Below are 25,023 nucleotides of genomic sequence, written 5' to 3'. Positions count from 1 at the left end.
ACTCGGTGAAGCGCTCTACAAATTCGACAGCAACGCAGGCGTCGGCCAGCCATCGACAGGCAGGCCGAGGCGCTGCTGTTCGGTTCGGACGGCCTCGCGCGTCATGACGCCCAGGATGCCGTCGAGACCGCCGACATCGTGGCCGCGATCTTTCAGCTTCTGCTGAAGCAGCTTCATCGATTCGCCGACAAGGCCCTGCTCGGGCTGGCGGGGATCGAAGCGCGGCGCGCCTGCGAACCGCGTGGCCAGATTGGCGGCCGTCAGCGTGTAGGTGAACGACTGGTTCCATTCGAGATAGATGTCGAAATTGTCGTAGACCAGAAACGCCGGACCCTTGTGGCCCATGGGGAGCGCGATGCCGGCATTCGGCATGTTGGTGTCGAGCGGGCTGCCGTCGCGCTTGGTCACGCCCCATGACGACCATTGGCTTATCGGCAGCTTGTTCGTGCGGCCGGTCTCCTGCCATGGCATTTCGGCGGGCACGCGAACCTCTTCCATCCACGGCTCGCCTGCCTTCCATCCGCGGGACTGAATCTTCTTGGCGGTGGTCAGGATGACGTCAGGCACGCTGCGGCGAATGTCGACGATGCCGTCGCCGTCGCCATCGACGCCTTTGGTCAGGATGTCGGAGGGCAACATCTGGGTCTGGCCGATCTCGCCCGCCCAAGCGCCCTGCACATCTGCCGTGAATGTGCCGTTGTCGATCAGGGTGAGAAGCGGCACGACCTGCGGGCGGAAGAGCTCGGGACGGCGGCAGTCATGGCCGAGCGTGACGAGGGCGTTGAGCGAATTGAAGTCGCCCTGGACCGCGCCGAAATCCGTCTCAAGCGCCCAGAAGGCGGTGATGACGGGGCCTGGCACGCCGTAGTCCTGTTCCGCCTTCGCGAAGACGTCGGCATATTTGCGCAAATTCGCCGCGCCGTTGGTCAGGCGATAGTCGTTGATCATGCGGCCGGCGAATTCGGTGAAGGTCTGGGTGAAGACACCTTGCGCGCGATCGCGGTCCAGCACGCGCTGATCGAGGCGGGCGTTTGCGAGGGCCGCCAGACCCGTGTCGCCGACGCCTGCGGCGCGCGCCTCATTTGCGATCTCGGCCCGCCATGCTTCGAAGTCGCCGCCGCATTGTTGCGCAAGGGTGGGTGCGGTGGCTGCAAGCACGGTTGCGAGAGCGGCGACCAAGGTTCGCATGAGGTACTCCAGTCTGAAACGGTTGCGCCCATTGTCGGTCATGCGACAGCAAACCGGGCATAAATTCGGCGTTACTTCAAATGCTCCTGCAACCAACTGCGCCACTGCGCCTCGGAGCCGTTGAACACGTTGATATCGGCGTCGCCCCTGATGCCGGGAACGATGCCTGTCCCCGTATATTGCCAGAAGCGGAACGGATGGCTGCCATACAGATCATCGGGGTGAGCGGCGACGGAGCGCAGCCACCAATCGACACCGGGGAATTGCGACAGGTTGTTGTCGTCGAAGAAATCGATCGAGGTGTAGACGATCGGGCGCTTTCCATAGTGACGCGTCAGGATGTCGAGGAAGATGCGCATTTCGCGGTGCACGACGGCAGCAGGCGGGCGCAGCTTGCAGGAGGGCGACAGATGGTTCCATTCCATGTCGAGCACATGGGGCAGGGTGCCTGCTTCTTTCGGCACGTTGCGGATGAACCACTCGGCCTGCTCGTGGGCCGGCCTGCAGAAATAGTAGAAGTGATAGGCGCTGCGGGGGATGCCGGCAGCTTTCGCGCCACGCCAATGTTCGTTGAAGCGCTCGTCGAAACGATCGCCGCCTTCGGTCGCCTTGATGAACACGAACGAGATGCCGGACGCCTTTGCGGCGGCCCAATCGACCGAGCCCTGATATTTCGAGACGTCCGTGCCGTGGACGGCATAGGTCCATGGCGCACGGCTTTTCCACGGGTGCGGATTGCTGTCGCCGTAGCGCGGATTTCTGACGGTCACGTTTTGCGATACGCCTGCCGCTCCCCCCGACGACGATGGCGAGAGATTCCCGAAATCGTAGTCGACGGTGCTGCAGGCTGCGATCACTGCCATCAACGCAAGGGCCGCAAATCGGCGCATCGATCCCCCGGGCGCTCTGCTGCCCGTGAGGGCATCGAATCAAAAGTGTTGCTGATTGCAAGCCATAGTCGAAGGCGGCGAACCCGTCACCGGCAGGCATGTGCACGATCTCGTGGGTTTGCGTCCTGCCATTGATTTTTGCGCCGCAGCCCCGCAAGAGTCCGGTGGAATTGTGCGGCGACAGCGCGATTTGCGGGCGTAAGACGGTTGGGGGATGCGATGGCAGTATTCGGCAAAATAGCGAAATGGGCAATCGCCGTGCTGGCGGTTATCGTCATCGCCGCGGCAGCCTGGCTCTATTTTGCCCCGCCGGCACTTATCCGCGTTGCCACGGCCTACTCCGCCAAGATGGTCTGTTCGAATGCGTTTCTCGCCTCGCGGCCGGGCGATCAGGTGATGTCGATCGACGTCCAGGCGCCCGGCCATCCGCTGCTCGGCTACGTCTCGGCCAATGTCGATCCGGTCGCGCGTACGGTCACCGCCGGATTGCTGGGCGTGTTCGGCCGCTCGCAGACCGTGTACCGCAATGGAACCGGCTGTGCGGTGGTGCCCGACGGCGATGTGACCGCAGCGAACCTCCCCGATCTCGGCTACCTGCCAAGCCCGGATATTGCCGCCCTGTGGCCGCAGGGCGAGCGCGTGGAGCTTTCGACCGATCCACGGTTGGCGCAAATCCTCGACGATCCCGCCATGACGGGCGAGGGCATGCGCGCCATCGTCGTCGTGCAGAACGGCAGGATCGTGGGCGAGCGCTACGGCGTCGCGTTCAACGATCTGACGCCGCTGCTCGGCTGGTCGATGACCAAGACCGTCACGGCGGCCCTCATCGGAATTCTGGTTCGTGACGAGCGCCTTTCGTTGGATCAGAGCGACCTCTTCGAGGCTTGGAGCGTGGACGAGCGCGCCGAGATCGAGATCGCCGACCTCATGGCGATGTCGAGCGGGCTGGAATTCAACGAAGACTATGGCGATGTGACCGACGTGACGCGCATGCTCTACCTTCAGCCCGACATGGCGGAGTTCGCCGCCGACAAGCCCTTCGCCGGCCCACGCGGCGAGACCTTCAGCTATTCGAGCGGGACGAGCGTGCTTTTGTCGCGCGTCTGGCAAAATGCGTTCGATGATCCCGACGCGGCGCTTGCCTGGCCGCGAGAGGCGCTGTTCGGGCCGCTCGGCATGACGAGCGCGACGCTGGAGGCCGATGCACGTGGCACGTTCGTCGGATCGTCCTATCTCTACGCCACGGCCCATGACTGGGCGCGGTTCGGCGAGTTCCTGCGCAATGACGGCGTGTGGGATGGCGAGCAAATCCTGCCGGAGGGCTATGTCGCCTGGATGCGGGAGGCAGCTCCGGCATCGGAAGGCACATATGGCCGGGGACAGCTCTGGCTGCGCGGGCCGGACGCAGGCACGCCGGAAGGCGAGGATCCCGACGCGGGCTTCGACCTGCCTGACGACACGTTCTGGCTGCTCGGCCATGACGGCCAGTCGATCGCCGTCGTCCCGTCGCGCGGGCTGGTGGTGGTGCGGATGGGGCTGACCCCGTCGAAGCTCGGCTACAAGCCTCAGGCGATGGTCGAGGCGCTGCTCGGCGTGCTGGAATAGGCCGCCGCCTTGAGGGTGGTCCGGCGCGTCACCGACGCGTGCCAGGCGTAGCCGCGATAGAGCGGCGTGAAAGACAAGCGCCCGCCGATGCGTTCCGCCTGCGCGGCGAGTTCGGCTGCGAGCATGGCGCGCGGCTCGACATGGAATTTTGCAAGCCACGCGCGTAAGCCCGATCGAAACCAGCGCGGCAGGCGTTCCTGCTGGCCGAAATCGACGACGTGGAGCGAGCCTCCCAATGCGAGCGCATCGACCGCCTGCCGCACCGCCTGTTCCCAATCCGGTATCATCGAAAGCGTGTACGAGACATAGACACGATCGAACCGCGATCGGCCGAAGATGGCTTCCGCGTCGAACGCCGTCGCGTCGCCTTGCGCGAGCTTGATCTGGTCGTCGAGAAGCTCCGCTGCGATCGACAGCCGGGCCGTTTCCAGCATTTCCGACGATATGTCGAAACCATAGAACCGGGCGTCCGGATAGCGCTTCGCGGCCGCGATGAGGTTCCGTCCGGTCCCGCAGCCGATCTCGAGCACCGCGCCATTCTCGGGTACGTCGAGTTTGTCGATCAGGTGGTCCCGGCCGAGCAGATAATATTTGCGGGTCAGGTCGTAGATGTGGCGCTGGCGGCGATAGACGCCGTCCATCAGATCGGCATGCGAATGCAGCGCCGAAGCCATCATCACCTCTCCTTGCGCACGTAGAGGTGAAAGCCGCCATAGATCGCCGAGCGGTCGCGCGCGGAGAAATCGCGGGACAGGTCGTCCTCATAGTGCCAGCCGTCGAGCAGTTCGGGCGAGACGCGGCCGGGCAGCAGCGACGCGCGGGCGGCGGTGCGGAAGATGACGCGCGCGCCGGGCGCGGCGGTGCGGTCGATCTGGGCCCATAGTGCGTTGAGCTGCGCGTCGCCCATCCAGTCCTGCGCATCGAGAAGCACGTAACGGTCGAGCGAGGCGGCGGGCTTGGATGCGAGCAGGTCGACGAGATTGCGGTGATGGATCGAGACGCGGCCGGCATTGTCGCGGATCGTGCGGTAGTGCCTCGGCTCCAGATAAAGCGGCAGTGCTGCCTCGCCGCTCGACGGATAATGGCGTGCGAAGGCCTGCCAGGCGAAATAATTGTCGCGCAGCGGAAAGTGGCAGCAGAGCTTTTCGAGGCGCTGGCGCAGCACGCTCGCCATCGTTCCGTCGCCGTCGGTTATCAGCGCATCATATTGCGCGGGGGGAATGCCGAGGCCGAAAAGAGACGCCTTCTTGGACGTCATCCAACGGACCAGCGGACGGTCGAAGAGCGGCCTGAGCTTCGCGTCGAAGAAGCGGCGCTGATCGGAGAGGGTTTCGGATTTCATGACATCGCGCGGATCGACGCCATGCATTCGCGCCACGAGATGACCCGTGGAAATGAAGGCGCCGAGCAGGCCGGTGCGGTAGAAATTGCCCTCGAACGCCGCGATGCGGCGGCGGCCGCGCCAGTCGCGCCGGGTCCAGTAGCGCTGTGTCTGCGCATCGAGGCCAGGCGCGATGAAGCGGTCATAGGCCTGCGTGTTGTGGCGGTTGCCCGTCTCGCCGAAGAAGCGGAACACGTCGGCCTGCGCGGGCAGCGTGCGGAAGGCCGCAAGCTTCAGCCGGTTGAGCGCGATGTGATGCGCGTTGAGGTCGACCGCGTCGATCGTGGCCGGCGAGCGCGTCAGGTAGGCCAGTATGTTGCAGCCGCCGGACGCGATCGTGACCACGCGATGACCGCTGCGCAGGCCAAGCGCCTGCATGTCGATCTCCGGGTCCTCCCAGATCTGCGGATAGACCAGGCCGGAAAAAAGCAGCGCGAACAGGCGCTCCGACAGGCCGGCCTTGCTGGCTGCGGCGTTCTGGAACACGGCGTCGTTGATGTGCCGCTTCCTGCGTCCGGTCAGCGTCGAAGATATATCGGCCATGCGGCTGCTCCTCATCGAAAGTCTCGATTCCGGATAGGCCTGCGCGATGACGCGCCGATGACGTGTCGATGACGCGACGGTGACGACGCGTGGTCTTTCCTTCTCCCCGCCTGCGGGGAGAAGGTGGCACGAAGTGCCGGATGAGGGGCGGTACAGCGTTGTCCGGTAATCGTATATCTGTTCCCATCGTTCCCCAAAGACTTCCACGTTTGCGCCGCCCCTCATCCGCCCTTCGGGCACTGGGGCGAGCCACGTGTCTCGCCCGTCCTTCGGATCCCCGTGAACGGGGAGAAGGAAGTGCGCGCACTTCCTCATTGCCACGCCCCGTTTCCGGTCTGGCCATTTCAGGAATCCGTTCGCCGTCTTGCCATCCCGCGCCGTCATGATGTGTCGTGCCGCTCCATTGCCCAGGCGGCGAGGCCATGCACGGTTTCGAGAATGTCGTGGACTTCGTGAGTTGGGCGCGAGCGTGCACCGGGCGGGCGGCCGGGACGCAACGGCCAGACGCGGCGAATGCGGCCGGGCTGGCGGCTGATATTTTTCGCGCCCGCGGGCTCGTGCCCCATACTTTGCGTGGCCGCGGCGTCGCGGGTGACACGCCAGCGGGCGAAGCGCCGGGCCTGTCGCGGCAGGTCGTCCAGCGCCGACGCGAGCGCGGTGAGGCGCAGAGTGAGGCGGCCCGCGTCCAGCAGATCGTCCGCAGAGGGCGGGCGGGGGACGGGAAACGGTTCTCGCAAGCCGGGGAAACAGATGCGCGGAACGCCGCTCCGCGACGATCGTCGAGGGCGACGCGAGCGCGGCAGCGGGTCGAAGAGCTGAAAGCCGTGGCCGGCCTTGCGTGGGGACGCTTGCCCCGTTTGGGGACCGGCGAGAACCTTCGGCTTGCGCAGGCGCGCTGGCGGAAGCGTGACGACAAGGCCGCGCGCGGCGACGATGACCAGCCGCCGCGCTGCCGCCTCGGCCGGGCGCAGCAGCCGGAGCACGGCGCGGTGGAGATGGCGCGGCAGGGTGGCGGTGCGGTCTGCGCCGCCGCCGATGATGCCGGCCATCGCCACAAGGCCCACCAGCACGCGCTTCAGCGCCTGACGGTTCGTCTCGATCGCGGCCTTCCAGTCCATCGCATCCTCCGCCCTTCGGTCAAGGTGGGGGGATTCTCGCGCGGGTTTGGGGGAGGTGGAGAAAATGGGGCGGGGTTTGGGGGGATGTTTTTGGGAAGTGATTGATCGGGCTTGGGAAACGGTTTTGGCGATGCGGAAATCTTTCCACCTGCGATCTCCACCTCAACTTCGTCATTCTCGGGCGACCGGAGCGAAGCGGAGGGAGACCCGGGAATCCATGCCTCGTCGGTTGGTGACGGGCGGGGTGGTCCCGATGGTTCGTCAATTTCGGATGTGCGGTGAGTGCCAAGTTCTGCACCACCCTGCGGCGGGACTGGCGAGGCATGGATCCCCGGGTCTGCGCATCGAGCTTCGCTCGACGCTCCGCCCGAGGATGACGAAGTGGATGGGGATGCCTTGGATGGCGAAGCCGGGGGGTTCTGCCTTGAGGATGACGAAGGTAGGTGAAGCTCACCGAAAACCGTCACCGCCTCCGAACCTAGCGAACCAACTTCACCTTCGTCATTCTCGGGCGACCGGAGCGAAGCGCAGGAAGACCCGAGAATCCATGCCTCGCCGGTTGGTGAGAGACGGGGTGGTCCCGATGTTCGTCAATTTCGGATGTGCGGTGAGTGCCAAGTTCTGGACCATCCTGCGACGGGGTCGGCGAGGCATGGATCCCCGGGTCTGCGCCTTTCGCTGCGCTCAAGGCTCCGCCCGAGGATGACGAAGTGGGGTGGGGACGCCTTGGGATGACGAAGCTGGTAGGTTTCGCCTTGGGGATGACGAAGTGGGAGTGTCACCGAAAACCGTCGCCGCCTCCGGATCTGGCTCAGCCGAAACCACCCCACTTCGTCATTCTCGGGCGATCGGAGCGAAGCGGAGGGAGACCCGGGAATCCATGCCTCGCCGGTGGGTGACGGGCGGGGTGGTTGCGATGGTTCGTAGTCTCCGGTGATTGGGCAAGCGCCAAGTTCTGCACCATCCTGCGGCTGAGCCGGCGAGGCATGGATCCCCGGGTCTGCGCCTTTCGCTGCGCTCAAGGCTCCGCCCGAGCATGACGAATCGGGTGGGGAAGGCTTGGGGATGATGAAGGTGGGAGGTTCTGCCTTGAGGGTGACGAAGTGGGCGTGGGAACGCTCACCGAAAACCGTCACCGCCTCCGAACTTGGCTCAGCCGAAACCACCCCCACTTCGTCATTCTCGGGCGATCGGAGCGAAGCGGAGGGAGACCCGGGAATCCATGCCTCGCCGGTTGGTGAGGGGCGGGGTGGTCCCGATGGTTCGTGGTCTCCGGTGACCGGGCAAGCGCCTGGTTCTGCGCCACCGAGCGACGGGGTCGGCGAGGCATGGATCCCCGGGTCTGCGCATCGAGCTTCGCTCAATGCTCCGCCCGAGGATGACGAAGTGGGTGGGGACGCCTTGGGATGACGAAGCTGGTAGGTTTCGCCTTGGGGATGACGAAGTGGGTGGGGATGCCTTGAGGATGACGAAGCGGGTGCGCGGGTGGCGGGGCACTCGCCTATTGACAAAACAATCTTGTTATATAACAATAGTGTTATTGAAAGGATCACTGGATGCAGCATCTCGACGCGGCCTTTTCGGCGCTTTCCGACCCGACAAGACGGGCGATCCTCGCGCGCCTTGCGTCGGGAGAGGCGACGGTGATGGAACTGGCGGAGCCGTTCGAGATGTCGCAGCCGGCTGTCTCGCGGCATCTGAAGGTGCTGGAGGGGGCAGGGCTCATCATCCGGCGCGTCGAGGGGGCCAAGCGTCCGTGCCGGCTGGCGCCGCAGGCGATCGGTGAAATCGATCAGTGGCTGAACTGGCTGCGCGAGGCGATGGCGAAGAATTACGACCGGCTCGACGACGTACTGGCCGACATGGAAACGCAAGAAGGGAAGGACAGACCATGAGCAAGCTCACACTCGCACTGGAAGGCGATACCGATGTCGTGGTGAAGCGTCGCTTTGCGGCGAAACCCGAAGCCGTCTATCGCGCCCATACCGAACCCCGCCTGATCCAGAAATGGATGCTCGGGCCGCCCGGCTGGACCATGCCGGTCTGCATCAGCGAGGCGGAGCCGGGCGGGCGGATCCGTTTCGAGTGGTCGGACGGCAACGGCAACGGTTTTCATGCGACCGGCGAGTATATCGCGCTGGAACCATTCAGCCGCATCGAGCATATCGAACGGATGTTCCTGCCGGACCCGACGCCGGACAACCATGTCGAGACGCGGTTCGAGGCCGACGGTGATGGAACGCTTATGATCATGCGCATGATGCTGCCCGACAGCGATACGCGCGCGGCGATGCTATCCACCGGCATGGATCAGGGGATGGAAGAGAGCTACGCCCGCATGGAAGAACTCATGCAGTCGGGCCAGATCGCAGCATAGTGCAAATCACGGCGCGGGGCCATGCGCGCCAATCGAGGAGAGGCATGTATGAGCAGACGTGATTTCGACCCCGCGACGGTGACACCTGACGGTCGCCCGCCTGCCAAGGCCAAACTCTTCGACGGAACGATCGACGGTCCATACCGTGGTTCGGTCAATGGCGAGGCCCTGGGCACGCAGATCACCGTCCTGACCTATGGCAATGACGAACCGGGGACCGGCCCCGGCCTGCACGTCCATCCCTATGACGAGGTGTTCGTGGTTCAGCAGGGCCGTGCCCGTTTCTTCGTCGGGAGCGAGGTGATCGACGCGGAGGCGGGCGAGAGCGTCATGGGACCGGCGGGCGTGCCCCACCGTTTCGTCAATCTCGGGCCGGGACGGCTGCAAACGCTCGACATTCACCTGTCGCCGCGCTGGATCCAGACGAACCTCGACTAAGACGGTTTCGCATGAGGTGGAATCGCTTTTCGCGAAACACCCCCTCCACCACTTCGTGGTCCCCCTCCCCCATGAAGATGGGGGAGGATCCAGGTGGCGATTGTCCGCGGCCTCGGATCCTCCCTGCGAAGCGGTGGAGGGTCGTTTGGGTGAAAACCTGAAACGCTCTAGAGACGGCTAGTTTCTTCCGAAACCGCCAGCCGTCGGTGTGGTCACGATCACCGCTTCGCCGGCTTCGAGAACGGTCTGGTCGCAGGCTTTCAGCGTTTCGATCGTGCCGTCGAGGCGGCGCACCTGCGTCATGCCGACTTCGCCGTCGCCGCCGCCTTCCGCGCCACGGGGCGGCGAGCCGCGATGCGACGACAGGATCGCGCATTCCAGGCGCTCGAGGAACCGCACGGTGCGGCGCGTGCCGTCGCCCGCATTCCACTTGCCCTTGCCGCCAGACCCCTCGCGGATGTGGAAATCCTCCAGCACGACGGGGAAGCGCAGTTCGAGCACTTCCGGGTCGGTCAGGCGCGAGTTGGTCATGTGGACATGGACGCCCGACGTTCCGTCAAAACCCCGGCCGTTGTTCATCTGTCCCGCCGGCGAGCCCGAGCAGAGCGTCTCGTAATACTGATAGATGTCGTTGCCGAAGGTGAGATTGTTCATCGTGCCCTGGCTGTTGGCGAGCGCGCCCATCGCGCCGAACAGGGCGTTGGTCACATGCTGCGACGTTTCGACATTGCCCGCGACGACGGCGGCCGGGTAGGTCGGCCTCAGCATGCAGCCATCCGGGATGATGATGTTGACCGGGCGCAGGCAGCCCGCATTCATGGGGATGTTGTTCTCCACCATCACGCGGAAAGCGTAAAGCACGGCCGCGCGCGCGACCGGCTCCGGCGCGTTGAAGTTGTTCTTCATGACCGGCGAGGTGCCGGTGAAATCGACGGTCGCCTCGCGTTTTTCGCGATCAACGGTGATCTTCACCTTGATCACTTGGCCGGTGTCGGTCGGGTATTCGTATTGCGAACTGTCGGGCAGACGCTCCAGCACGCGGCGCACGCTCTCGGCCGCGTTGTCCTGGACGTGGCCCATATAGGCTTCGACCACGTCGAGCCCGAAATGGGTGACCATCTTGCGCAGTTCGGCAACGCCCTTTTCGTTCGCGGCGATCTGCGCCTTGAGGTCGGCGATGTTCTGGTGTGGGTTGCGGGCAGGGTAGGCGTGGTCGGTGAGAAGGTGATGCAGTTCAGCCTCGCGGAACCGCCCGCGCTCGACGATGCGGAAATTGTCGAACAGCACGCCTTCCTCGTCCACCGTCGTCGCCAGCGGCGTCATCGAACCCGGCGCGGTGCCGCCGACATCGGCATGGTGGCCGCGCGATGCCGCGTAGAACAGGATTTCGCTTTCATCGTCGCTGAACACCGGCGTGACGACCGTGATGTCCGGCAGATGGGTGCCGCCATTGTAGGGTGCGTTGAGCGCGAAGACGTCGCCGGGATGGATGTCGCCTTCGTTCAGGCGGATGATCGTTTCGACCGAGCGGTCCATCGACCCCAGATGCACCGGCATGTGCGGCGCGTTGGCGACCAGCGCGCCGGTGCGGTCGAACACCGCGCAGGAGAAGTCGAGCCGTTCCTTGATGTTGACGGAGTAGGCGGTGTTCTGGAGCGTCACGCCCATCTGCTCGGCGATCGACATGAAGAGGTTATTGAAGACCTCCAGCATGACCGGATCGGCCTCGGTGCCCAGCGCCGCCTGACGGCGCTTCGTTTCGACGCGGCGCAGGAGGACGTGGTTCTTGGCGGTGATTTCGGCCTGCCAGCCGGGCTCGATGACGATCGTCTGGTGGCTCTCGATGAGGAGCGCCGGGCCGGCGATGCGGTTGCCGGGAACGAGCTGTTCGCGGCGCAGGACAGCGGCGTCCTGCCATGCACCCTCGACGAAGATCGGGCGCGTCTGCGTGCGATCCGCGTCGGCGGATACGGTGTCCGCATCCGCCTCGTCGCGGCCGGCGGTGCGGGTGTCGGTGCCTTCGACGCTGACGGATTCGACGACGATGGGCTTGTTGTCATAGACGAAGCCGAACTGACCCTTGTGGGCGGTCTCGAAATCCTTGGCCGCGGCCTCGATGCCGCCGTCGCCGAAATTCACCGGCAGGGCCGTGTCGGTGCCGTCGTAGCGGATCTGGAGCACCGGCTTCCAGCCGATCCTGTCGGTGGGGACGCCCTGCTTTTCGAGCTCTGCGCTTACCGCAATGCTGAGATCCGCGATCGTCGCGTTGATGCTGTCGAGGGACGCGGCTTCGAGCGGTGCGAGCAGGGCCTGCTGGCGCGAGGCGAAGATCGCGGAGAGGCCGATGCCATAGGCCGAGAGCAGGCCGGAGAAGGGGTGGATGAGCACCGCCTCCATGCCCAGCGCATCGGCGACGAGGCACGCATGCTGTCCGCCCGCGCCGCCGAAGCAGTTGAGCAGATATTCCGTGACGTCGTAGCCGCGCTGGACGGAAATCTTCTTGATCGCATTGGCCATGTTCTCGACCGCGATGGTGACGAAGCCTTCCGCGACCGATTCCGGTGTGCGGCCGTCGCCGATCTTCTGCGCCATCGCGGCGAACGTCTCGCGCACCACGTCTGTGTCGAGCGGCTGGTCCTGGTTCGGACCGAAGATGGCGGGGAAGAAGTCGGGCTGGAGCTTGCCCAGCATGACGTTGGCGTCGGTCACGGCGAGCGGGCCGCCGCGACGGTAGCAGGCGGGGCCGGGGTTGGCGCCGGCGGAATCCGGGCCTGCCTGGAACCGGCCGGCCTCATAATGCAGGATCGAGCCGCCGCCGGCCGCCACGGTATGGATGCGCATCATCGGTGCGCGGACGCGGACGCCCGCCACTTCGGTATCGAAGGCGCGCTCATACTCTCCGTCATAGTGCGCGACGTCGGTCGACGTACCGCCCATGTCGAAGCCGATGACCTTGTCGAAGCCCGCAAGCCGCGCGGTCTCGACCATGCCGACGACACCGCCGGCCGGGCCTGACAGAAGCGCGTCCTTGCCCTGGAACATGTCGGCGGCGGTGAGGCCGCCCGACGACATCATGAACATTAATCTTGGGCTCACGGCCGCGCGCTCGCTTTGCTCGCTGGCCTCCGCCAGGGCGGCCTGGCCGGCCGACGCCCGGTCGGGCTTGCGGCCTTCGGCCGGATCTGCGCCGATCCCCAACTCGCCTGCAACCTGGCTGACATAGCGCGACAGGATCGGCGAGAGGTAGGCATCGACGACCGCCGTGTCGCCGCGGCCGACCAGCTTGATCAGCGGCGAGACGCGGTTCGATACCGAAATCTGGGGAAAGCCTGAATCTTCGCAGACCTTTGCGGCGAGTTCCTCGTGTGCCGGATACTTCCAGGCATGCATGAAAACGATGGCGACGGCATCAATGCCGTCCGCCTTTGCGGAGGCGACCGCCTCACGGATGGAGGCGGGATCGAACGCTTGCTCGATGGTTCCATCGGCGCGCACGCGCTCGTCAACCTCGACGACACGCTCATAGAGCTGTTCGGGAAGGATGATCTCCTTGGCGAAGATGTCCGGTCGGGCCTGGTAGGCGATCCTCAGGGCGTCGCGAAAACCCTTGGTGATAAGCAGAAGGACGCGGTCGCCCTTGCGCTCCAGAAGCGCGTTGGTGGCGACGGTAGTGCCCATCTTGATGTCGCCGATGCGGTCGGACGGGATCGGCGCGCCCGGTGCGACGCCGATGAGTTGGCGAATGCCTTCGATCGCCGCGTCACGGTACGCTTCGGGATTTTCGGAGAGAAGCTTGAGCGGGTGAAGCGCGCCATCGGGATCGCGCCCGATGATGTCGGTGAAGGTGCCGCCGCGATCGATCCAGAAATCCCACCTGCCGCTCATGGCGCGTCTCCCTCTCAAAACGTCCGGGGGTTATTGACGATTTCTCGATAAACTGTCAACGTTTCCATCTTCGGAGTTGCCGGGCATATCCCGTTTGGATCGCTGCAATCTCCGCACGTCAAAAAAGGGGAACGACATGAAAAATTATGCCGCATTCGCAGCAGGACTGATCTCCGCGAGCATCTTCGCCACGGGCGCAGCCTTCGCGCAGACCGCCTGGGACATGCCGACGCCGTATCCGGACGGCAACTTCCACACCAAGAACATCGCGCAGTTCGCGGAAGAGGTTTCCGAGAAGACCGGCGGCAACCTGACGATCACGCTCCACACCAACCAGTCGTTGATCAAGCACCCCGACATCAAGACGTCCGTCCGCGACGGCATCGTCCCGATCGGCGAGCTGCTCGTGTCGCGGCTGGAAAACGAGAGCCCGATCTTCGGCGTCGATTCCGTGCCGTTCCTGGCGTCGAGCTACGAGCTGTCGAAGAAGCTCTACGACGCGCAGCGGCCCTATATGGAGAAGCTTCTTGAAGAGCAGGGCCTGCAGCTTCTGTTCTCGGTCGCATGGCCTTCGCAGGGCATCTACGCCAAGAAGGAAGTCACTGCGATGAGCGACCTCGAAGGCCTGAAGTTCCGCGCCTACAATCTCGGCACGGAGCGCGTGGCCGAACTCGCCAACATGGTTCCCACACAGATCGAAGCGTCCGACGTCGCGACGGCGTTCGCCACCGGCCGCGTCGAGGCCATGATCACCTCGCCATCCACCGGCGTCGATTCCAAGGTCTGGGACTTCCTCACGCATTATCACGACACGAAGGCCTGGCTGCCGCGCAACATGGTCATCGTCAACAAGGCGGCCCTCGACGCCCTGAGCGAGGAAGACCGGGCCGCGGTGCTGGAAGCGTCGGCAACAGCCGAGACGCGCGGCTGGGAGATGTCGCAGGTCGAAAACGACGAGAAGACCAAGGCCCTCGCGGACAATGGCATCATCGTCGTGACACCGTCCGAAGAACTGGCACAAGGCTTCGCGACGATCGGTGCGACCATTACCGAAGACTGGAAAGCAAGTGCGGGTGCCGACGGCGAAGCGCTGCTCGAAACGTTCAGCGCCAACTAGGCATTTTCGCATCCTGGCCGGATCGGGCGGCGGAAAGCCGTCCGGTCCTTCGCTTTTCCGAAGGAGCCATAGCTCATGCGGCGTTTTCTCGATTCGACGTATCGCAGTGCCGGATGGGCTGCTGCGATCTGCCTGTTCCTCATCTTCGCGCTCGTAGCCGTCCAGGTTTCCGCCCGCCTTGTCGATGCCTTGCTCCGGCTTGCGGGGCAGCACCCGACAGGCTTCACGATCCGCTCCATCGCCGAGATCTGCGGGTTCCTGCTCGCCGGTGCCAGCTTTCTCGCTCTTGCGCACACATTGACGGTGGGCGGTCACATCCGGGTCGGGGTCTTCATCGACCGCTTGCCCTCCGGTATTCGCCGCGTCGTCGAGGCGATCGTCGGCATCGCCGCCGCCATCATCGGCGCCTACATGACCGTGGCGCTCGCCCGGCTCACCTGGAAAAGCTGGGCCTTCAACGACGTATCCTACGGTTTCATACCGATCCCGCTGGCCCTGCCGCAGGCGCTCATGACCATCGGTCTGGCGCTGCTTTCGGTCGCGGTGCTCGATGTCACGATCAAGGCATGGCGCAAGCGCGACTTCCTCGACAGCGGTTCGGAGGTCTGAGCCATGGGTGTCTTTGAGCTTTCCATTCTTCTCGTCGTGGTGATGCTGGCCGCGCTTGCGCTCGGCCTGTGGATCGCCTTTTCGCTGTCGCTCGTGGCCCTGGTCGCGCTGGCGTCGAAACCCGCCATTCCTGCAGCACAGGTGCTCGCGACATCATTCTGGAGTTCCTCGATCTCGTGGGATCTCACCGCGCTGCCGATGTTCATCTGGATGGGCGAAATCCTGTTCCGGTCCAAACTCTCCGAAAACATGTTCATCGGCATCTCGCCGTTCGTCCGGCGGCTGCCGGGACGTCTTGCCCATGTGAACGTGCTGGGCTGCGCCGTTTTCGCCGCCGTCTCCGGTTCGTCGGCCGCGACGACGGCCACGATCGGCAAGATCTCGCTGCCCGAACTCCAGAAGCGGGGCTACGATGATCGCCTCGCGATCGGCAGCCTTGCAGGCTCTGGAACGCTCGGCCTTCTCATTCCGCCATCGATCATCCTGATCGTCTATGGCGCGGCCGTCGAGGAATCGATCGCACGCCTGTTCGTGGCCGGCGTGATTCCCGGCATCGTGCTCGCCGTGCTCTTCATGGGCTATGTCATGGTCTGGGCGTTGATGAATCCCGACAAGATGCCTCCGCCCGAGGAGCGGATGCCCTGGCCGGCGAAGCTCAGGGCCGCGCGAAGCCTCATTCCCGTCGTGCTGCTGATCGCCGGCGTCATCGGCTCGATCTATGGCGGTCTCGCATCGCCGACGGAAGCCGCCGTGGTCGGTGTCGCGCTCAGCCTCATACTCGCCCGCGCGCAGGGCGCATTGAGCTGGCTCACCTTCCGCGAAGGCCTGATGGCGGCGACCGTCACGTCGTGCATGATCGCCTTCATCCTCGCCGGCGCTGCCGTTCTGACCACCGCGATGGGCTTCACCGGCCTGCCACGCCAACTGGCGACATGGATCGGCGATCTCGGCCTGTCGCCGATGATGCTGCTTGCGGCACTGACGCTGCTGTTCATCGCTCTGGGCTGCTTCCTCGACGGTATCTCGATGGTCGTGCTCACCACGGCCGTGATCATGCCGCTGGTCGTCGCCGCAGGTTTCGACCTCGTCTGGTTCGGCATCTATCTCGTCATCGTCGTCGAGATGGCGCAGATCACACCGCCGGTCGGCTTCAACCTGTTCGTGATCCAGGGACTGACCGGAAGGAACCTGTTCAGCATCGCCCATGCGGCGCTGCCGTTCTTCTTCCTGCTCATGGCCATGGTGGTGATCCTTGCCGTGTTCCCGGATGTGGCGCTCTGGCTGCCGAGGACCATGTTCGCAGCGGGTTAGTTGCAAGGGGGAGGAACTCACCATGACTGAAACGGCGCAATTCGGCCCGATCGTGTCGTCGGCCCATCTGGCCGACGGCGCATTGCCCGCGCTCTCGGAACTCGAGTTCGGCATGATCCTGGCTGGTCATGCCTTCGAGCGGTGGATGGTTCGCTGCATCACGGCGGCCGGCGAACCCGGGCTGACCGCGATCGACGTGCTTGTGCTGCATTCCGTCAACCACAGGAGCCGCCCCAAGCGACTCTCCGATCTCTGCATGGTGCTCGGGATCGAGGATACGCATGTGGTCATCTATGCGATCAAGAAGCTGGAGAAGCGCGGCCTCGTCAAAAGCACGCGGGCCGGCAAGGAAAAGCTGATCGGGGCGAGCGAGAAGGGCGTGGAGACCTGCGTTCGCTATCGCGCGATACGGGAAGCCTTGCTGGTGGAGTCCGTCAAGGGGCTTGGGCTCGATCCGAAGGCGACCTCGGCCGTGGCGGCGACATTGCGCGCGCTCTCAGGCCATTACGACCAGGCCGCGCGCGCCGCGGCTTCGTTGTGACGAGCGCGACCTGATCATGCACAGCATCCTGGCAACGGCTGCCCGCCACGGGCGGCTCGTCCTGATCGTCGGACTTGTGGTCGGGATCGCCATGCCCGGGCTCGCTCTTTCGATGCGGCCCTGGATCGGCGCGATGGTTGCCGGGCTGTTGTTCCTTGCGGCACTTCGGGTCGGGCCACGACAGGCGATGGGCGCGCTGGGTCAGGTGGGAGCCTCCGTAGGCCTCGCGGCTGGGTTTCAGGTCGCGATGCCGGTCGCCGCCATCCTCCTGTTCGCCATGCTGGGCTGGACGGGGGCCGCGCTCGCGACGTTCTTCGTGCTGATGCTTGCGGCTCCGCCCGTCTCGGGAAGCCCCAATTTGACGATCATGACGGGCAACGACGCGGCACCCGCTTTGCGCCAGCTCGTCGTCGGCACGGCACTGGTGCCGCTCACCGTCCTGCCGGTCTTCTGGTTGACGCCTTCATTCGGCGAACCCAGCGCGGTGTTCGCGGCCGCGGGCGGGTTGATGGTTCTGATCGTCGTGTCGGCGGGCATCGCCTTTCTGATCCGGTCGACGATCCTGCGGGAACCCTCCACGAAGGCGTTGCAGTCGATCGACGGCCTGTCGGCGATCGCGATGGCGGTCGTGGTGGTGGGACTGATGTCGGCGGTCGGTCCGGCGCTTCAGAAAACCCCGCTCGTCTTTGCCGGAACGCTGGCGCTCGTCTGCGTGGTGAACTTCGCGATCCAGATCGCGGCGACGGCGATCGCGAGGCAAACGGGGCATATGGAGCGGGCGGCGGCCACTGGCATTACGGCGGGCAACAGAAATGTCGCGCTCTTCCTCACCGTTCTGCCCGATCAGGTCATAGACCCCATTTTGCTCTTCATCGGGTGCTATCAAATCCCGATGTATCTGACGCCGGCTGTCCTGGGGCGCTTCTACCGGTCGCGAGCTTGATGCTTCAACCGCCGCCGCGACGGCGACGCTTTTAACCCCCGCCGCGACGGCGACGCTTTTAACATTGAGTCACACATCGTTATGAAACGGATGTGCGTGTTCCGCATTCTCCTATCGAGCGTCTGGTCGAGCCGGCTGGACAATCGAAGAAGAAGGAGATTGAAAATGAAAAAGCTGATCCTCGCTTCCGTCACTGGTATCGCTCTGATGGGCCTTGCTGCCTGCAGCGACACCGATGGAACCACGACCCAGGCCGTGCCTGAGCAGGGTGCTCCTGCGGCGCCGGGTGCTGCTCCGGCAGATCCGATGACTCCTCCGGCTGATGCCCCGGCCGCACCGGCCGACTAAGAATTACGTGACGGGCTGAGTTTTTCGTACATCGCCCGATCATCTGGGAAAGGCCGGCATTGCCGGCCTTTTTCGTGTCTGGCGATGCCCATATCACGGTCGATCCGGCGCGGCTGCATAGTGCCGCGGCTTGATTTCCGATCTCGTCAGAGGCGCCGATTCATTCTAAACACATCGCATGTCGATCTGGGCACGCATAAGCGAATTTCTCGCCAACGCACCGGGGAGCGCTCTGTCGAGCCTCATCGAGGCGATCCGCACACTCATCGAAGGCGATCCGGAGCTTCGCCGCCGGGTGGCGTTTTCGATCGCGATGATCGCGCTTTCGGCCAAGATGGCCAAGGCGGACGGCGTGGTGACGCAGAACGAGTTTCGTGCGTTCCAGCAAATCTTCCACATTCCCCGCGAAGAGACGCGCAACGTCGCGCGCCTGTTCGATCTTGCAAAGCAGGATGTCGCCGGGTTCGAACTCTATGCCGAGCGCATGGCGCAGCTTTGCGGGTCGGGACGCCCGAACTGCGCGATGCTGGAAGACATTCTCGACGGCCTGTTCCACATCGCGAAAGCCGACGGTTTCGTGCACGAGCGCGAGATCGCGTTCCTCAAGCGCGTCGCGGACATCTTCGAGATCGACGAGGATCATTTCGAGACGATCCTGTCGCGCCACGCCATCACGGGCGAGGGCGATCCGTACCGCGTTCTCGGCGTGGAGCGGGACATGCCGTTCAGCGAGATCAGAGCCCGGTATCGTCGCATGGTGTCCGACAACCACCCCGATCGCCTCATCGCGCGGGGCGTGCCGGAAGAGTTTGTCTCGATCGCCAACAGCCGGCTTGCCGCGATCAACGGCGCCTATGAGGCGATCGAACGGAGCATGCAGCGCGCATGAGCGGGTTCGTGCCGGATTTCGCGGGAGCGCAGGTGCGCGTCTCGCCGAATTTCGGGCCTCGGAATGACGGTCTGACGCCCGAATGCGTCATCCTGCACTATACCGGGATGGAGAGCGGCGATGCGGCGGAGGCGTGGCTGTGCGCGCCCGAGAGCGAGGTCTCGTCCCATTATCTGGTTCACGAGGACGGACGGGTGGTGCAGATGGTCCGCGAGCAGGATCGCGCCTGGCATGCGGGCAGGGGATCATGGCTCGGCCGCAGCGACGTCAACTCGTTTTCCATCGGCATCGAGATCGTCAATCCGGGGCCGCTCGCAGACTTTCCGCCCTATTGCGATGTTCAGATCGAGCGGGTTGCAGATCTCGTGCGCGACATTTGCGCACGCTGGCGCATTCGGGCCGACAAAATTCTCGCGCACTCGGACGTTGCGCCGGGCCGCAAGATCGACCCAGGCGAGCATTTTCCATGGGCCCGACTGGCTGAAATGGGCCTCGGTCACCTGGTGGAGCCGTCGCCGATACGTGGCGGCAGGTTCCTCGCCATGGGAGAGAGCGGGCAGCCGGTCGAGGCCCTCCAGTCGATGCTGTCGCTCTATGGGTATGGCTTGGAAATCAACGGCTTATACGATCAGGCGACCAAGGACACGGTCGAGGCCTTCCAGCGCCATTTCAGGCCTGTCCGCGTCGACGGCGTTGCGGATCAATCGACCATCGAGACGCTGCATCGTCTGCTGACCTCGCTCCACGACCGCTTTCCCGGTTCCAATTGAAGTAACGGGCAACGTTACACTCTGTCATGCAAAGTGACTCGCCAGGTCATTTTTGACGCCAACTCGACAGTCACATCGCAGGTCTTGCCGTTGTCGGGCTCCGTTTGTGTGTTGCCCGGCGAACTCAAACACGCCGCAGTATTTTACGCGGCCATGGAACGACAGGACAACATGAAAAGACTGACAGCGCTGACGGTGGCCGTCGCCACCGGCCTGATGGCTTTTGCCGCACACGCCGAAACCAAAGAAGAACTAGAGCGGCGCCAGTACGAGCAATTCCAGGCGAAAATCGATCCCACCACGACAAGCAGCATCCCCTCCGAGAAGGAAACCGCCAGGCAGGTGGTCGCCAAGGCCAAATCCGGCACCAAGGGCAAGACCGGCTCCAAGGCGGCAACCGCCAAAGGCGGCAATGGCTATTCCGCGATCATCGCCAAATATGCGGGTGCTCACGGTATCCCCGTCGCGCTCGCCAATGCGGTGGTGCGTATCGAGAGCAACTACCGCCCCAATGCGCGCGGTGCTGCCGGCGAGGTCGGCCTGATGCAGATCAAGCCCGCCACGGCGCGCATGATGGGCTATTCGGGCAGCGTGAAGGGGCTGTACGACCCGGACACCAACATCCGCTATGGCATGAAGTATCTCGCCAAGGCGCATCAGCTCGGTGGCGGCGATACATGCGGAACCATCCTGCGCTACAATGCCGGACACGCAGCGACGCGCATGAACAAGGTTTCTGCCGCGTACTGCGCCAAGGTCAAGCGCCAACTCGGTAGCTGATCCACGGCGATATTGCCGGGCACCAGCTTTTCCGGTTGCGTTTTGCGCCGCCAAACCCTTTATACGGCGGGCCAGCTGGCCGGGCGGCCGCACCAGCAAGGACCGAAAGGTCGCGGGTGAGGAAAGTCCGGGCTCCAGGGAAACACGGTGCCGGCTAACGGCCGGCGGGGGCGACCCCAGGGAAAGTGCCACAGAAAGCAGACCGCCCCGCCTGCAAATCGGCCGTCGAGGACAGCCGGTTTGCTGGCGGGGTAAGGGTGAAAGGGTGGGGTAAGAGCCCACCGCGCGACTGGCAACAGGAGCGGCACGGTAAACCCCACCGGGAGCAAAACCGAATAGGGGCGGCGCGAAGGGCAACCTTCAGGGCAGTTTCCGGCCCAGTCGTCCGGGTAGGTTGCATGAGGCGCGCGGTAACGTGCGCACAAGATGAATGGCCGCCACGTTTCCGCTCCGCAAGGAGCGGAGGCCATACAGAACCCGGCTTATAGGCCAGCTGGCACCTTTGGCTTCAACGGTTCGATATCGTGTCCTGCGTGAGCGATACACGCCGCGCGGGTTTGTGTGGCGCGCTTGCGCATGGGCCTTCGCTTGCTACAATCGCGCATCGAGCCCGCTCTTGAGCCGAGGAGATGACCGATGGGCCATATCGACAAACACGGAATCACGCTTTCGCCCGAGCATGCGACCGTCGTGGAGGAGGCGGTGGAAGCCGGCGAGTTCGCCTCGCCCGATGCTGTCGTTGAAGAGGCGCTGCGCGAGTGGAAGGAGCGGCGCGACAATTTCGGCTACTCGGTCGATGAACTCCGCAAGCTTGTGCAGGAGGGGATCGACAGTGGGCCGGGGGTGTACCGCTCGATGGATGAGATCAAGGAGGAGGCCCGCCGTCGGTGGGAGGCGCGCCGCAGTGCATGAGGGCACACATTCTCTTTCGCAGCGCGGGAGCCGAAGAAGACCTTATCGAAATCTGGTCGCATATCGCTTTTGACAGCCTTGGCGCGGCGGACAGGCTGTTGGACGCAATAGAAGATCGCTGGCAGCTCCTCGCCACACAGCCGCGCTCGGGCGCGCTTCGCGGCGATCTCGGTCCCGACATCCGTCACCTGGTGTCGGCAACTATCTCACATTCTACCGTATCGATGGCCAACAGATCGTCATTCTCCGCGTCATGCATGGCAAGCGCGGAATCGATCCCGATGATCTGGGCGTCTAGATCGCCGTGCATCCTTACGGACGCACGAGTGGCGATCTATCTCTTTGTTCGAGCATCGGAACAACCCGAAAACTGGATTCCACTTTTCGGTCCGATGCTCTAGCGGGTCAACCCTCGCTGCGGTTCAGGGACTCTTCAAGCGCCGCCCACAATTCGTCGGCCGGTTCGCAGCCGATCGACAGCCTGACGAAGCCTTGATCGACAGCGTCGCCCCAGCGCGCGCGGCGTTCGGCCGAGGTGTGCACGCCGCCGAAGGATGTCGCGGGCTGGATCAGCGCGCAGTCGTTGATGAAGCGTTCGGCGGCGGCTTCCGACCCAAGCGTCACGCCGATGAGGAAGCCGAAACGGTCCATCTGGGCTCGGGCGAGATTGTGCGACGGATCGCTTTCGAGGCCGGGGAAACGCACCTTGCTCACAGCCGGATGCGCTGCCAGACGCGGCGCGATCGCCTCGGCCGTGTTGCACATGCGCTCGAAGCGGACATGCAGCGTTTCCAGACCGCGATGGACCAGCCACGCCTCGAACGGCCCCGGTATGCCGCCCGCAAGCTTCCGCCAGTCGGATACCGCTGCCATGATCTCGGCGTTTCGGCTCGCCACATGGCCGAAGAGCACGTCGGAATGGCCGTTCGGCGCCTTGGTGTCGGCGGCGACGACAATGTCGGCGCCCAAATCCAGCGGGCGCTGGCCGTAGGGAGTCATGGTGGTGTTGTCGGCGACGACGAGCGCGCCGGCGGCATGCGCCGCCTCGCAGACGGCCACCAGATCGCAGATGTCGAGGCCGGGATTGGCCGGCGTCTCCACAAAGACCAGCCTGTATCCCTCGAAGCCGCCATCGAGGAATGTCGATGTCGGGCGCGTGTCGTAGGTCACGCCGAGGCGGGTGAGGAAGCGTTCGGTGAGAACGCGGGTCGTATAGTACCCGTCAGAGGGCAGCAGGATCCGGTCGCCGGATTTGAGCAGGCCGAAGAACACCGCCGCCGTCGCCGCCATTCCCGACGGAAACCCGAGCGCCGGGGCGCCTTCCAGATGCGTCAGCATCTTTTCCACCGCGTCCCAGGTCGGGTTCGAAAAGCGGCCATACTGCGCGTAGCCCGCCGGGTCGCCCGGCAGGTGGAACATCGTCGCAAGCGTCAGCGGCAGGGCGACGGGATCGCCTTTCGCGAGTTCCGCGCGGCGGAGGTGGGCAAGGCGCGCTGCGCGTGCGGAAGGCGTGTCCGTCATGGGGTGTCCTCGTGGCCCGAGTCTGCGAAGCCGCGGACGCTATTACCGAGGCGTCCGAGGTGCAAGGAGGGCCGGACGTTCCTAACCCTTCGTTAAGCCTAACGGAGCATAAATTTGCATTGCGCCTCACTGCCTGCGAACCGCTTCAAAGTGCCGGTTGTGAGGGTTGCTCCCGTTGACGCCCATACGAGCCCATGCTATCCCTTAAGCACCATCATTATCTCGTTTCAGTTCCGGGTGAAGCGTTCCCCAAAACGGCGGCCCCATTGGCGCGCCGGGTCGATGATTCACGGCTTCTCGCGAGCGAGGGCGGATCTGGGAAAGCAGTTCGGCGCATGGTCGAGAACCTCCATACGGGCACGGCAAGGGCGGCAGTTTCGAAGCATGGACCGGTTTCTCTCCAGCGCGGTGAACAGGATAGACGCCAAGGGTCGCGTCTCCGTTCCGGCGCATTTCCGGTCGGTGGTTCAGAAGCGCGGCTATCAGGAGCTGTATGCGCTGAAGGCGCTCGATCGTCCCGCATTGGATGTCGGCGGCCTGGATTTGCTGGATCGCTACGAGCAGAGGATCGCGATGGAGGATCCGTTCCTTCAGGCTGCGGACGACATGTCCTATTTCGTGCACGGGGACAGCGATTTTCTGAAACTCGACCAGGATGGCCGGATCACGGTGACGGATTTCATTCGCGAGCATACGGGCATCGCGGGCGAGGTGGCTTTTGTCGGTCGGGGGACCTTTTTCCAGATGTGGGAGCCGGCGCGATTGGCGGTTTACGGCGCGCAGGTGCGCGAGCGGCTGCTGAAGAAGCGGCAGGCGGTTTCGGACGGGGGCGCGGAATGATGGCGGGCCACGGCGAGGACGATATCGCCGGTGGCGGACTGGTCCGCCACATTCCGGTCATGCTGGACGAGGTTCTCGCGGCCCTCGAGCCCGCTGCCGGCCAGACGATCATCGACGGCACGTTCGGTGCGGGCGGCTATACGAGCGCCATACTCGCGGCCGGAGCGGATGTGATCGCAATCGACCGCGATCCCGATGCGATCGAGACCGGGCGCAGCCTCGAAGCAGAGTCCGGAGGCAGGCTGCGGCTGGTGCATGGCCGGTTCTCCGAACTGGATACGGCTGCCGAAGAATTGGTGGACGGCGTGGTTCTCGACATCGGCGTCTCGTCTATGCAGCTCGACGAGGCCGAGCGCGGCTTCTCGTTCCGCAGCGACGGGCCGCTCGATATGCGCATGGCGCAGACGGGGCCGACCGCTGCCGACGTCGTAAACACGTTCAAAACCAACGATTTGACGCGCATTCTCGGTATTCTGGGCGAGGAGCGTCACGCCAGTCGCGTCGCGCGGATGATCGAAAAGCGTCGCTCGGTGCGCCCGTTCGAACGGACGAGCGATCTGGCCTCGGCGATCGAAGGCGTTCTCGGCCGCAACCCGAAGGACAAGATCAATCCCGCGACGCGGTCGTTTCAGGGTCTGCGCATCTTCGTCAATGACGAGCTGGGCGAGCTTGCGCGGGCGCTCTTCGCGGCGGAGCGGGCTTTGAAGCCGGGCGGGCGGCTGGTGGTCGTCACGTTCCATTCGCTGGAAGACCGGATCGTCAAGAAGTTCATCACGGACCGCTCCAGCCAGGCAACGGGCTCGCGCCATCTGCCGGCACTCGAAGAGCGCGTCGCGACCTTCACGAAGGCTGGCGGCATCGTTGCGGCGAGTGACGCCGAAGCGGAACGAAATCCACGGGCGCGCTCGGCCAAGCTGCGCGCGGCGATCCGCACCGACGCACCCGCGCGTGCGGAAAATCCATCTTTGTTCGGGCTGCCTTCGCTGCCGCTCGTCGCTTCTGCCGGGGAAAGGTGAG

The 25,023-nt window shown here is 64.4% G+C and carries 24 protein-coding genes and 1 other RNA gene; 18 read left to right on the top strand and 7 right to left on the bottom strand.

Annotated features, from left to right (window positions below):
• Positions 1-15 precede the first annotated feature (15 nt).
• Both AAFN55_RS16125 and AAFN55_RS16120 read right to left on the bottom strand, forming a co-directional pair.
• A complete protein-coding gene (locus AAFN55_RS16125) occupies positions 16-1,188 on the bottom strand; it encodes a lytic murein transglycosylase (protein ID WP_347799842.1) in 1,173 nt (390 codons plus the stop codon).
• A gap of 71 nt (positions 1,189-1,259) precedes the next feature.
• Complete coding sequence (locus tag AAFN55_RS16120; RefSeq protein ID WP_347799841.1) at positions 1,260-2,078, bottom strand: GH25 family lysozyme; 819 nt, start codon at positions 2,076-2,078, stop codon at positions 1,260-1,262.
• Between the two features lie 219 nt (positions 2,079-2,297).
• Here AAFN55_RS16120 and AAFN55_RS16115 point away from each other — a divergent pair, with 219 nt between their 5' ends.
• Complete coding sequence (locus tag AAFN55_RS16115) at positions 2,298-3,683, top strand: serine hydrolase (RefSeq protein ID WP_347799840.1); 1,386 nt, start codon at positions 2,298-2,300, stop codon at positions 3,681-3,683.
• Here the strand turns inward: AAFN55_RS16115 and AAFN55_RS16110 are convergent.
• The 3 genes from AAFN55_RS16110 to AAFN55_RS16100 form a co-directional block, all read right to left on the bottom strand.
• Complete coding sequence (locus AAFN55_RS16110; protein WP_347800286.1) at positions 3,644-4,357, bottom strand: class I SAM-dependent methyltransferase; 714 nt, start codon at positions 4,355-4,357, stop codon at positions 3,644-3,646. The two genes, AAFN55_RS16115 and AAFN55_RS16110, sit on opposite strands and share 40 nt — an antisense overlap.
• 2 nt (positions 4,358-4,359) lie before the next feature.
• Positions 4,360-5,607 carry a DUF3419 family protein gene (locus AAFN55_RS16105; protein WP_347799839.1) on the bottom strand — a complete coding sequence of 416 codons (1,248 nt, stop codon included), beginning with the start codon at positions 5,605-5,607 and terminating at the stop codon, positions 4,360-4,362.
• 380 nt (positions 5,608-5,987) lie between these two features.
• Positions 5,988-6,725: a hypothetical protein gene (locus AAFN55_RS16100; protein WP_347799838.1), complete on the bottom strand. Its 738-nt coding sequence runs from the start codon at positions 6,723-6,725 to the stop codon at positions 5,988-5,990.
• Positions 6,726-8,281: 1,556 nt separating this feature from the next.
• Here AAFN55_RS16100 and AAFN55_RS16095 point away from each other — a divergent pair.
• The 3 genes from AAFN55_RS16095 to AAFN55_RS16085 are packed head-to-tail and all read left to right on the top strand — an operon-like array spanning position 8,282 to position 9,540.
• Positions 8,282-8,620, top strand: a complete 339-nt coding sequence (locus AAFN55_RS16095; protein ID WP_347799837.1) for a metalloregulator ArsR/SmtB family transcription factor — start codon at positions 8,282-8,284, stop codon at positions 8,618-8,620.
• The gene (locus AAFN55_RS16090; protein ID WP_347799836.1) at positions 8,617-9,102 is read left to right on the top strand and encodes an SRPBCC domain-containing protein; all 486 of its coding nucleotides are present in this window, start codon (positions 8,617-8,619) and stop codon (positions 9,100-9,102) included. The genes AAFN55_RS16095 and AAFN55_RS16090 overlap by 4 nt, the downstream gene beginning before the upstream one ends.
• Before the next feature lie 48 nt (positions 9,103-9,150).
• Entirely contained in the window at positions 9,151-9,540 is a 390-nt protein-coding gene (locus AAFN55_RS16085; RefSeq protein ID WP_347799835.1) for a cupin domain-containing protein, read from the top strand.
• Positions 9,541-9,717: 177 nt separating this feature from the next.
• Here AAFN55_RS16085 and AAFN55_RS16080 read toward each other — a convergent pair whose 3' ends face one another.
• Positions 9,718-13,425, bottom strand: coding sequence for a hydantoinase B/oxoprolinase family protein (locus AAFN55_RS16080; RefSeq protein ID WP_347799834.1), 3,708 nt, complete (start codon positions 13,423-13,425; stop codon positions 9,718-9,720).
• Between the two features lie 136 nt (positions 13,426-13,561).
• On the opposite strand from AAFN55_RS16080, the gene AAFN55_RS16075 reads away from it, so the two are divergent.
• The 12 genes from AAFN55_RS16075 (at position 13,562) to AAFN55_RS16020 (ending at position 22,046) form a co-directional block, all read left to right on the top strand.
• The gene (locus AAFN55_RS16075) at positions 13,562-14,542 is read left to right on the top strand and encodes a TRAP transporter substrate-binding protein (RefSeq protein ID WP_347799833.1); all 981 of its coding nucleotides are present in this window, start codon (positions 13,562-13,564) and stop codon (positions 14,540-14,542) included.
• Between the two features lie 75 nt (positions 14,543-14,617).
• Positions 14,618-15,151 (top strand): TRAP transporter small permease, encoded by a 534-nt coding sequence (locus AAFN55_RS16070; protein WP_347799832.1) that lies wholly within the window; start codon positions 14,618-14,620, stop codon positions 15,149-15,151.
• 3 nt (positions 15,152-15,154) lie between these two features.
• Positions 15,155-16,462 (top strand): TRAP transporter large permease subunit, encoded by a 1,308-nt coding sequence (locus AAFN55_RS16065; protein ID WP_347799831.1) that lies wholly within the window; start codon positions 15,155-15,157, stop codon positions 16,460-16,462.
• Between the two features lie 22 nt (positions 16,463-16,484).
• Entirely contained in the window at positions 16,485-17,003 is a 519-nt protein-coding gene (locus AAFN55_RS16060; protein WP_347799830.1) for a winged helix DNA-binding protein, read from the top strand.
• Positions 17,004-17,019: 16 nt separating this feature from the next.
• A complete protein-coding gene (locus tag AAFN55_RS16055) occupies positions 17,020-17,946 on the top strand; it encodes a hypothetical protein (RefSeq protein WP_347799829.1) in 927 nt (308 codons plus the stop codon).
• 165 nt (positions 17,947-18,111) lie between these two features.
• A complete protein-coding gene (locus AAFN55_RS16050; protein ID WP_347799828.1) occupies positions 18,112-18,294 on the top strand; it encodes a hypothetical protein in 183 nt (60 codons plus the stop codon).
• Positions 18,295-18,472: 178 nt separating this feature from the next.
• Positions 18,473-19,183, top strand: coding sequence for a DnaJ family molecular chaperone (locus tag AAFN55_RS16045; protein ID WP_347799827.1), 711 nt, complete (start codon positions 18,473-18,475; stop codon positions 19,181-19,183).
• Positions 19,180-19,953, top strand: coding sequence for an N-acetylmuramoyl-L-alanine amidase (locus AAFN55_RS16040; protein WP_347799826.1), 774 nt, complete (start codon positions 19,180-19,182; stop codon positions 19,951-19,953). The genes AAFN55_RS16045 and AAFN55_RS16040 overlap by 4 nt, the downstream gene beginning before the upstream one ends.
• 171 nt (positions 19,954-20,124) lie before the next feature.
• Positions 20,125-20,733 carry a transglycosylase SLT domain-containing protein gene (locus AAFN55_RS16035; RefSeq protein ID WP_347799825.1) on the top strand — a complete coding sequence of 203 codons (609 nt, stop codon included), beginning with the start codon at positions 20,125-20,127 and terminating at the stop codon, positions 20,731-20,733.
• Positions 20,734-20,804: 71 nt separating this feature from the next.
• Positions 20,805-21,234, top strand: an RNA gene (gene rnpB / locus AAFN55_RS16030) — RNase P RNA component class A.
• Positions 21,235-21,369: 135 nt separating this feature from the next.
• A complete protein-coding gene (locus AAFN55_RS16025; RefSeq protein WP_347799824.1) occupies positions 21,370-21,645 on the top strand; it encodes a type II toxin-antitoxin system ParD family antitoxin in 276 nt (91 codons plus the stop codon).
• Positions 21,642-22,046, top strand: coding sequence for a type II toxin-antitoxin system RelE/ParE family toxin (locus AAFN55_RS16020; RefSeq protein WP_347800285.1), 405 nt, complete (start codon positions 21,642-21,644; stop codon positions 22,044-22,046). Before AAFN55_RS16025 ends, AAFN55_RS16020 begins: the two co-directional genes overlap by 4 nt.
• 4 nt (positions 22,047-22,050) lie before the next feature.
• On the opposite strand, the gene AAFN55_RS16015 is transcribed toward AAFN55_RS16020, so the two are convergent.
• Entirely contained in the window at positions 22,051-23,166 is a 1,116-nt protein-coding gene (locus AAFN55_RS16015) for a cystathionine gamma-lyase (protein WP_347799823.1), read from the bottom strand.
• Positions 23,167-23,550: 384 nt separating this feature from the next.
• On the opposite strand from AAFN55_RS16015, the gene mraZ reads away from it, so the two are divergent.
• The gene (gene mraZ / locus AAFN55_RS16010; RefSeq protein ID WP_347799822.1) at positions 23,551-24,006 is read left to right on the top strand and encodes a division/cell wall cluster transcriptional repressor MraZ; all 456 of its coding nucleotides are present in this window, start codon (positions 23,551-23,553) and stop codon (positions 24,004-24,006) included.
• A complete protein-coding gene (gene rsmH, locus AAFN55_RS16005) occupies positions 24,003-25,022 on the top strand; it encodes a 16S rRNA (cytosine(1402)-N(4))-methyltransferase RsmH (RefSeq protein ID WP_347799821.1) in 1,020 nt (339 codons plus the stop codon). The genes mraZ and rsmH overlap by 4 nt, the downstream gene beginning before the upstream one ends.
• Position 25,023 lies beyond the last annotated feature (1 nt).

It is taken from the genome of Mesorhizobium sp. CAU 1732 (genome assembly GCF_039888675.1).
Lineage (GTDB): Bacteria > Pseudomonadota > Alphaproteobacteria > Rhizobiales > Rhizobiaceae > Aerobium.
Note: the sequence above shows the minus strand (reverse complement) of the source record. Positions and strands in the feature narration are given on the sequence as shown.